Source organism: Armatimonas sp. (assembly GCF_043760365.1).
In the GTDB taxonomy this organism is placed as follows: Bacteria; Armatimonadota; Armatimonadia; order Armatimonadales; family Armatimonadaceae; genus Armatimonas.
Genome location: NZ_JAYUPA010001012.1, coordinates 1 through 7,467, shown reverse-complemented (window position 1 = coordinate 7,467; position 7,467 = coordinate 1). Strand labels below are relative to the sequence as shown.

11 protein-coding genes are annotated in these 7,467 nt (G+C 58.3%); 3 read left to right on the top strand and 8 right to left on the bottom strand.

The features are described from left to right. Positions 1–142: 142 nt before the first annotated feature. Positions 143–289 (bottom strand): hypothetical protein, encoded by a 147-nt coding sequence (locus ACH2EH_RS25670; protein ID WP_395146270.1) that lies wholly within the window; start codon positions 287–289, stop codon positions 143–145. Between ACH2EH_RS25670 and ACH2EH_RS25665 the strand changes: the two genes are divergently transcribed. The 3 genes from ACH2EH_RS25665 to ACH2EH_RS25655 all read left to right on the top strand — a co-directional run bounded on the left by ACH2EH_RS25665 (position 263) and on the right by ACH2EH_RS25655 (position 2,053). Beyond that, positions 263–637: an AhpC/TSA family protein gene (locus ACH2EH_RS25665; RefSeq protein ID WP_395146268.1), complete on the top strand. Its 375-nt coding sequence runs from the start codon at positions 263–265 to the stop codon at positions 635–637. The genes ACH2EH_RS25670 and ACH2EH_RS25665 overlap by 27 nt on opposite strands. A gap of 123 nt (positions 638–760) precedes the next feature. Further along, the gene (locus tag ACH2EH_RS25660) at positions 761–1,474 is read left to right on the top strand and encodes a hypothetical protein (protein ID WP_395146267.1); all 714 of its coding nucleotides are present in this window, start codon (positions 761–763) and stop codon (positions 1,472–1,474) included. A 69-nt stretch (positions 1,475–1,543) separates the two neighbouring features. After that, the gene (locus ACH2EH_RS25655; RefSeq protein WP_395146266.1) at positions 1,544–2,053 is read left to right on the top strand and encodes an RNA polymerase sigma factor; all 510 of its coding nucleotides are present in this window, start codon (positions 1,544–1,546) and stop codon (positions 2,051–2,053) included. Positions 2,054–2,080: 27 nt separating this feature from the next. Here ACH2EH_RS25655 and ACH2EH_RS25650 read toward each other — a convergent pair whose 3' ends face one another. The 7 genes from ACH2EH_RS25650 to ACH2EH_RS25620 form a co-directional block, all read right to left on the bottom strand. Then, complete coding sequence (locus ACH2EH_RS25650; RefSeq protein ID WP_395146265.1) at positions 2,081–3,253, bottom strand: MFS transporter; 1,173 nt, start codon at positions 3,251–3,253, stop codon at positions 2,081–2,083. A 9-nt stretch (positions 3,254–3,262) separates the two neighbouring features. Further along, positions 3,263–3,460, bottom strand: a complete 198-nt coding sequence (locus tag ACH2EH_RS25645; protein WP_395146269.1) for a hypothetical protein — start codon at positions 3,458–3,460, stop codon at positions 3,263–3,265. A gap of 93 nt (positions 3,461–3,553) precedes the next feature. Next, positions 3,554–3,787 carry a hypothetical protein gene (locus ACH2EH_RS25640; protein ID WP_395146264.1) on the bottom strand — a complete coding sequence of 78 codons (234 nt, stop codon included), beginning with the start codon at positions 3,785–3,787 and terminating at the stop codon, positions 3,554–3,556. Beyond that, a complete protein-coding gene (locus ACH2EH_RS25635; protein WP_395146263.1) occupies positions 3,784–4,611 on the bottom strand; it encodes a uridine phosphorylase in 828 nt (275 codons plus the stop codon). Before ACH2EH_RS25635 ends, ACH2EH_RS25640 begins: the two co-directional genes overlap by 4 nt. Then, positions 4,608–5,804: an MFS transporter gene (locus tag ACH2EH_RS25630; RefSeq protein WP_395146262.1), complete on the bottom strand. Its 1,197-nt coding sequence runs from the start codon at positions 5,802–5,804 to the stop codon at positions 4,608–4,610. Before ACH2EH_RS25630 ends, ACH2EH_RS25635 begins: the two co-directional genes overlap by 4 nt. After that, positions 5,801–6,481, bottom strand: coding sequence for an MBL fold metallo-hydrolase (locus ACH2EH_RS25625; RefSeq protein WP_395146261.1), 681 nt, complete (start codon positions 6,479–6,481; stop codon positions 5,801–5,803). Before ACH2EH_RS25625 ends, ACH2EH_RS25630 begins: the two co-directional genes overlap by 4 nt. A 2-nt stretch (positions 6,482–6,483) precedes the next feature. After that, positions 6,484–7,161, bottom strand: coding sequence for an ArsR/SmtB family transcription factor (locus ACH2EH_RS25620; protein WP_395146260.1), 678 nt, complete (start codon positions 7,159–7,161; stop codon positions 6,484–6,486). Positions 7,162–7,467 lie beyond the last annotated feature (306 nt).

Here is a 7,467-nt window from a genome sequence, read left to right as displayed (position 1 = left end):
TGCAGCCTTCAATCTGGCTCGTTACTTCAACCTCGTCTTAGGACGTGATCTGGCTGAGGTGGCTCGATATGCCGTCTGAGGAAATTAGCACACCCCGTCTATAAGGGCTCTCATGGTTCCTGAGAATGCTACCGGGCTAGTTCTACATAGCATTGAGGGCACGCCGATCACTCTGGAGGAGCTGGTGAGCCATCATCAGTGGACGCTCCTTGTGTTTCTTCGGCACCTCGGGTGACTGCCCTGCCGTGAGCATGTCGCGCAGTTGCGTGACCACGAGCAAGAGCTGCAAGCGCGTGGGATAGAAGTGGTGCTCATTAGCTTCGCCCCGCCAGAGCTAGCGCGTCACTGGCTGGAAGCTACCCAGTTCCCGTTCCCGCTGTTTCTCGATCCCGAGCGCCGTGCTTATGTGGCTTTTGGTCTGGGCTCGTCGGTGCTGGCTGCCTGGCACCCGAAGATGTTTCTTTACTACTTCCGGCTACTGGCCAAGGGCCGCAAGCTCATGCCTGTCAAGGGCGATCCATACCAGCTTGGCGGTGACTTTCTTCTGGATGTGCAAGGCAGTGTCCGGCTCGCCTATCCCAGCTCTGACCCGGCAGATCGTACTCCACTTTCCCAGATTCTGGCTGCGGTGTCCTAAGTTGTTTTTCCGCTCCTGAACCCTTTGACTCTGTCTCTATAGGAGGAGTTCACAGCGATGTGAGTCAGTGCGAGTAGTAGCGATTTTCGGAGTGACCGTCAGGTTAGCGAAGGGAGTTTCAGAATGACTATTCGACGTAAGATGCGGGTCTTTCCCGCAGGTTTGTATGCCGTGGCAACGCTTCTCGTTGCGACCGGAGCCGCTCTGGCTCAGACACCCACTTCAGGTTCGTCCCAGCAGGGCAGCATGGGTTGCCCCATGATGGGCAATATGGGCTCCATGATGGGCGGCCGTATGGGTGGTGGCATGGGCATGATGGGTTCAATGATGGGCCGCATGAACATGAACCAGATGGGCCGTGGCATGGGAATGCAGGGTGGCATGGGAATGATGAATGGAATGGGGATGATGAACGGAATGGGTTCAATGATGGGCGGTGGCATGGCGGACATGGGAACGATTCACTCCCTCTTTACCCAGTCCGGTACCATCAGCCGAACTGTGAAGATCCTGCCCAACGGGATTGAGGCCCTCACTGAGTCCAGTGATCCTCAAACCGTGGGACTGCTTCAGGAGCATGTAGCAGCGATGAAGACGCGCCTGGAGAAGAATCAGCCCATCCGTCAGGGTGATCCGCTCTTTGCCGCGCTGTTTCAGAATGCGGACAAGATCGTGATCTCCGTGACTGCCACGGAGCGTGGCGTGAGAGTTGTCGAGACCTCGGAGGATGCGTATACGGTGAAGCTGCTGCAAAGCCACGCCCAGGCGGTGAGCGACTTCATCAAGAACGGAATGGCGGGGATGCATACCTTCCATCCGGCTCCCCCACGCCAGTAGCGGAGTGGGTTAGAGAGGGCGGGCAGGGATTTCTCCCTGCCCGTTTTTTGGTTTCGGGTAGTATGGAATATGGATTTTGACCAACTGATGGCACGGCACAAGGACGCGGTCTACCGCCAGATGGTGCGGATGTGTGGCAACGCTGATGACGCCGCCGACGTGCTTTCCGAGTCGCTCCTTAATGCCTACCGCGCGATGCACCAGCTCAGTGATGAGACTGCATTCCAGAGCTGGCTGGCGATCATTGCCCGGCGAACTTGTGGTCGTTTGAAGCGAAAAGAAGCGCTTGCTCCGGTGCTCCGTCTGGCTGAACTGAGTGAGCAGGGAATTGAGCCCGCCTCGGATGCACCCTCCATGGACTCACAGCTGATTGAGGAAGAAACCAAGGCGTGTCTGCTTCAGGTCATGGCGGAGCTGCCTCCTCTCTACCGCGAGGTCTACGAGCTGCGCGATGTCCAGGATCTCCCCGCGAGTGAAGTGGCTGAGCGCCTGAGAATTTCCGTTGCAGCGGTGAAGTCCCGCCTTCACCGTGCCCGCGCCCTAGTTCGCGTGGGCATTGATACCAGCCTCTGTTCCTAACTGGTTTCGGGTTTCAGGCAGGTGAACTCACTCCTTTTCCTGAGTAGACGAGGCTGTTTGCACCAGGATACCCGCCACGACCATTACACCGGCTGCAAGCAAGTAAGGGGCTTCTGGACGCCAGTCGAAGAGAATCCCACCCAGCAGAGGCCCAAGAAGAAACCCCACAGAACGCGCTGCCTGGAGCAGACCGAACATCTCGCCTTGCCGATCCGAGGGAGTCACCGCGCTACAGCGGGCATTGATTGTTGGGTTCGCGACGCCTGCCCCAATAGCGTAGAGGGTGCTACAAGCAAAGAGCCACGCCAGACTCGGTGCGAATGGGGTGAATCCCAGCCCGACTGCCTGAAGCCCGTAGCCAACTCGGAGCAAGACTACGGGCGTGAGATGCTTGGTGATCTGGCCAAGTAAGAACGCCTGAATCAATACCCCGAGCAGCGCCTCGTAGCCAAAGATCAAGCCGTACTCGCGAGGGCCATAGCCGAGGCGCAGATGAATCAGTCGCCCGAAAGTGCCCTCCAAACACGCAAGCGCGAACCAAGCCGTAGCTGCCAGGATGAAGAGTGTGCCCAGTGACGGAACCTCGCGCAGAAGAGCGAACCTTGCGCGGGGCTTTTCCGCCTTTGGTGCCACAACCTCGGTTGGCATGCGATGCGGAATCACCAGCGCCAGTGCGAGCGCTGCAAGTGCCGAGAGGCTCGCGGCGGTCATGCCCAGCAGGATGCTTCCCCCAACGTGCGAGAGCCAGCCACCGACTGCTGGCCCCAGAATCAGCCCACCGGTTGTCGCGGCACTGAGCCTCCCCAGCGCTGCGGGACGCTCGTTTTCGTTGTGAAGTGCGGCGACTTCTGCCTGGGCAAGGGCGACATTGGCGGCGGCAAGCCCTGCCACAATGCGACTCACGAGCACGAGCCAGCTACTGCCCGCAAGCCCGTAGAGAGCGAACGAGCCCGCCGACAACACGAAGCAGAGCACCAGCGGAAGCTTACGCCCGCGCTGGTCGCTGACCTTCCCCCAAAGTGGCGAGACAAGGGTCTGCACGAGGAAGTAGGATGCAAGGATCAAGCCGATCAACCAGCCACGCGCTCCAAAGCTCTCCAGGCGGGTCTGGACATCGGGCAGGATCGAGCCAAAGGCGGCTAGGTCAAGGAAGACTGTGCCGAGTAGCACGGCTTCAACGAGCCGAAATCGCGTTGTCATATTTGGAGTCTACTCTACACGAAAACGAAGTAGCCGTAGGGCATTCGCCACGATGAGGGTGCTGCCTTCGTGGAAGAAGACTGCGACGCCGATATTGGCAAAACCAAAGAGGGTTGAAGGTACCAGTAGAGCAATGACGCCCAGCGAGATAAAGAGGTTCTGTTGGATGACCCGGCGCGACTGAGCAGCAAGAAGGAAGGAGTTCACCACTAGGATTGCTACAAGCAAAATCGCCCAGAGTCATCGCATATTCGTTACTCTACTGTACCTTTGAGATGCGCTGGGAAGTTCCCCCCTCCTTTAGAAGACCAGGACTTTATCCGATTCGATGACCCAACGGCTCAACTCTTCCATGGAACTAATGTCCGCCCCTTCAACGAGCGTCAAATGGGCAATTCCACGTACCTCGACAGGAGGGTCTTGATTATCGTGATTTTGTGGTTGCTTTTTTTGCAACGCCATTGCCAGCCGCAGAGCATTGTAGGTTTTTTCAGAGACATACGGCCCTTCGTTGAGAATGAGAGAGATGATCATCCGAGTACCCCAGATACTTCTGTGTGGTCTGTACTTACTTTCCAAGCACGCGCGATTGCCACAACGATGCGCAGAGAGTCTTGCATCCCATCGGCATCGCCTTTTTCAAAGTCGCCCTCGATGCTCGCCATCTGGTTGGTGACATGCGCGACGCAGACAACCGACTTTTGGCGAGCCTGTGCGAAGGCGTACAGTGCTGCCGCTTCCATCTCGACCGCGAGAATACCCGTCGCACGGTGCTGATCAATCGCCGCCTGGGTTTCTCGAAACGGGGCATCCGTCGTCCACGTTGAACCGCATAGCACCCCATCGAGGCTCTTTCGGGTCTCCTCAAGAACGGGCAGTAGGCTTGCCGCAATGTGGCTGTACTCGGACGGTGGCAGGTAGTGGTAGCTCGTCCCTTCGTCTCGGAGTGCTTTCTCAATCAGGATGAAGTAGGGCGGCTCCTTCACTTGTGCTATCTGCCCGGATGACGTGACACTGATGAGCAGCTCGCAACCGGAGGCGAATAGCTCCTCAGCCACTAAGACCGCAAACGATGCCCCAACCGCGCAGCCCACAACGCCGATCTCTATCCCTTCCCATGTAAAGCGGTGAAGATCCGTGTGGTAGCACGCCCAGAACGGGCAACGAGTGGAGAGGCCACGGGCGGCGAGCTGCCGCACGATATCGCCGTCGGGATCGAGCAAACAGACAGCGGGAACTGGGTGTTCCTCAAGGCGTTTCTGCCGCCGCGCTTCGCGAAGGAGCCCCTCGGCGGTGAAGATAGAGGGAGCATCGGGATCTTTGTTTTGTAAGATCGGTGGCACGAGTGTTGTGTTCATTTTTTCATCAAGCGAAGGGCTATGAGACCGGAGAGAACCGTTAGGGTGGCGACGGCTCCAATGGCGGGCGCGAAACCTAGAAGATCGGCGATGATACCGGAGAGCAGTGCTCCGACTGCGTAGCCCATATCTCGCCAGAACCGATAGACTCCCAGTGCACGCGCTCGCCAGTCGGGCTCGGCGGCGTCGCTCACAACGGCGATCAGCGCCGGGTAGACAAGCGCCGTTCCCAGCCCGAACAGCACCGTTGCCGCCAGCCAGAGCGAGAAAGACGTGCCGAGAAGTGTCATCGCTAAGGCGATTCCCTGGAGCACCATTCCCGACCCGATGAGGAGGCGACGGGCGATGATGTCCGAGAGTGGCCCCGTAGCAACCTGCATCAAGCCCCAGACGGCGGGGTAGACGAACTTTAGGATGCCAATGTGAGCGACGTCCAGTCCACTTGCCGCGAAGTAGAGCGGGAAGAGTCCCCAGCTCATGCCATCGTTAAGATTGTTGACCAAGCCCGCCTGGCTCGCTCCTAGAAGCCTCCGATCCTTCCAACTCACGCGTGCAAAAATCTCTCGGAAGGGAAGGCTTGAGGAGTTCCCTTTGGTAACGAGGTCTTTCGTGTCACGAACGAAGAGCGCGGAGAGAACGAGGCCGAGGGCGGCGTAGCCTATGCCCAGGTAGAAAGGAACCGGGCGCAGGCCGTAGACACTGGCCAGATAGCCAGTCGCTAGGGCGGTAACTCCAACGGCTAGATACCCCGTGAACTCGTTGAGGCCAACTGCTAGTCCGCGCTGCTTTGCGCCTACTAGGTCTATCTTCATCACCACGGCCATGGACCAGGCTAGCCCCTGGTTGATACCCAGCAAGATATTGGCAAACGCGATCCACTCCCACGACGGAGCGAAGATCAGCAGAAACGGCACGGGCAGCCCAAAGAGCCAGCCGAGCACGAGGATCTTCTTGCGCCCGAATCGGTCTGCTAAAGCGCCAGAGAGCAGGTTCACGAGGGCTTTGGTGATGCCAAAGCTGACAATGAAGCTCGTGATGGCGGTGCTCTGCACGAGGTGGAAGACTTGCGTCCCGAGTAGCGGCACTACGGTTCGCTCCAGACCGACCATGCCCCCCACGAAAGCGTTGATAAGCATGAGCAGCAGAAACTGCCCCAAGTTCTCGCGCAAGCCGACGATTCGGGGCGCGCTCATCGTCCCAGATTCTTGCGGCGAATCTCTTCGGCTTGTGGTGGCCGTGGAGGGATGTAGGCGAGCATGAAGCGCACGAACTCCTCTTCATCCTCTATGGCGAACGCCTTGTTGTGACGCCGCTCGAACCCAATGGTGGAGGTTGGCTTGCCGGAGAGTGCTCGCCCGCAAACCGAGCCAGCGAACGCGCCGGGTAGCACCTCGATATGATCGGGCAGAGTTTTGAGTCGCTGGGCACTGTGAAAGAGATCGCGTGCGCCTTCTTCCGGTGAGCTCGCCAGCTCGGTTCTTCCCATATCACCTACCATGAGGGTGTGGCCGGTCAAGACAAACCAGGGTTCATCAGCGCGGCGCTTGTCGGTGACGAGGAGAGAAATATGCTCAGGCGTATGGCCCGGCGTATGGAGCACTTGGAGAATGACATTGCCAAGGGCCAGCTCGTGGAGAACGTAGGCCGCGCCGACTGCCTCGGCGAGCTGTCGTCCCCCGGAGAGATGGTCGGCGTGGGCATGGGTGTCTACGACGTAGGTGATGCGCATCCCAAGCGAGTCAGCGGCGTCTTGAAAGCGCTGGATGTCTTCAGTGGGATTAACGACGGCGCAGATTCCCTGCCCGCCACAGCCAAGAAGATACGAAGCGGCGACGGTGGGCTCGGTGTCTAGGAACTGGCGTAGGATCATGGCTACGCTACTTTCTTCTCGGTAGGGAGTCCCTGCGCCATCCAGTCAGGCAGGCCAATATCAAGGCGCTTGGCGTCAAAACCTTTAGCCTTTAGTAGGCGCACGGCATCGTCGGCAAAGACGCAGTACGGCCCTCGGCAGTACGCGACGATAGATGCGCCAGGGGCAAGCTCCCCGATTCTTGCTTCCAGCTCCTCGATAGGAAGAGAGCGTGCCCCCGCGATATGGGCGGTGAGATACTCGGACTCGGGGCGAACGTCCAGAACGGTGATGTCTTCCTCTAAGAGCTTTCGCGCCAGCTCCTCACTACCAATCGCTTCTAGCTCCGCGCGATCCGTGAGATACGTTGCTACGACACGCTCGACCTCGGCGAGTCTGCCTTCTGCAAGCTCACGAATCGCCTGCCAGAGCCTAAACACAGCGGGGTCGGAGAGCCGGTAGAAGATATGTGTCCCTTGCCGCCGAATGCTCACGAGCTGTGCCCGGCGCAGCACCTGAAGATGCTGGGAGGCATTGGCGATGGGAATGCAGATCGCGCTTGCCACGGCCTCGACGGGCTTCTCTTCCTGAGAGAGCAGCTCTAGGATTTCGAGTCTCTGGGGCGCAGCGAGTGCCTTGCCGATTCTTGCGAACTGCTCGAAAAGCTCGCTCTTAAATTGCTTTTTAGTCTCTTGGTTCATATCCTATTATTAAATTAAATCATTGAATAATTAAAAATGCAAAGAATCTTTGCTAACTAGGTTCGTGAGAAGTTCATCAAAACAACTGATTTAGTTGCTCTCTCCGCATGGTGTAGGTCGAAGAGAAGAGCTGTCATGCGCACATCGTACCCGACGGGGCCAGATCTTCCTAAGCCGGTTGGTGCGGTGGAGCGTGGTGACACGCTACGGGCTCAGGCCGAGGGAGGAGAGTGGAGCGGCTCGTCGCCGTACCGCTGTTGTAGGCGATCCAGTTCCTCGTGGAGCTGTGCTTGGACACGGGCGTAG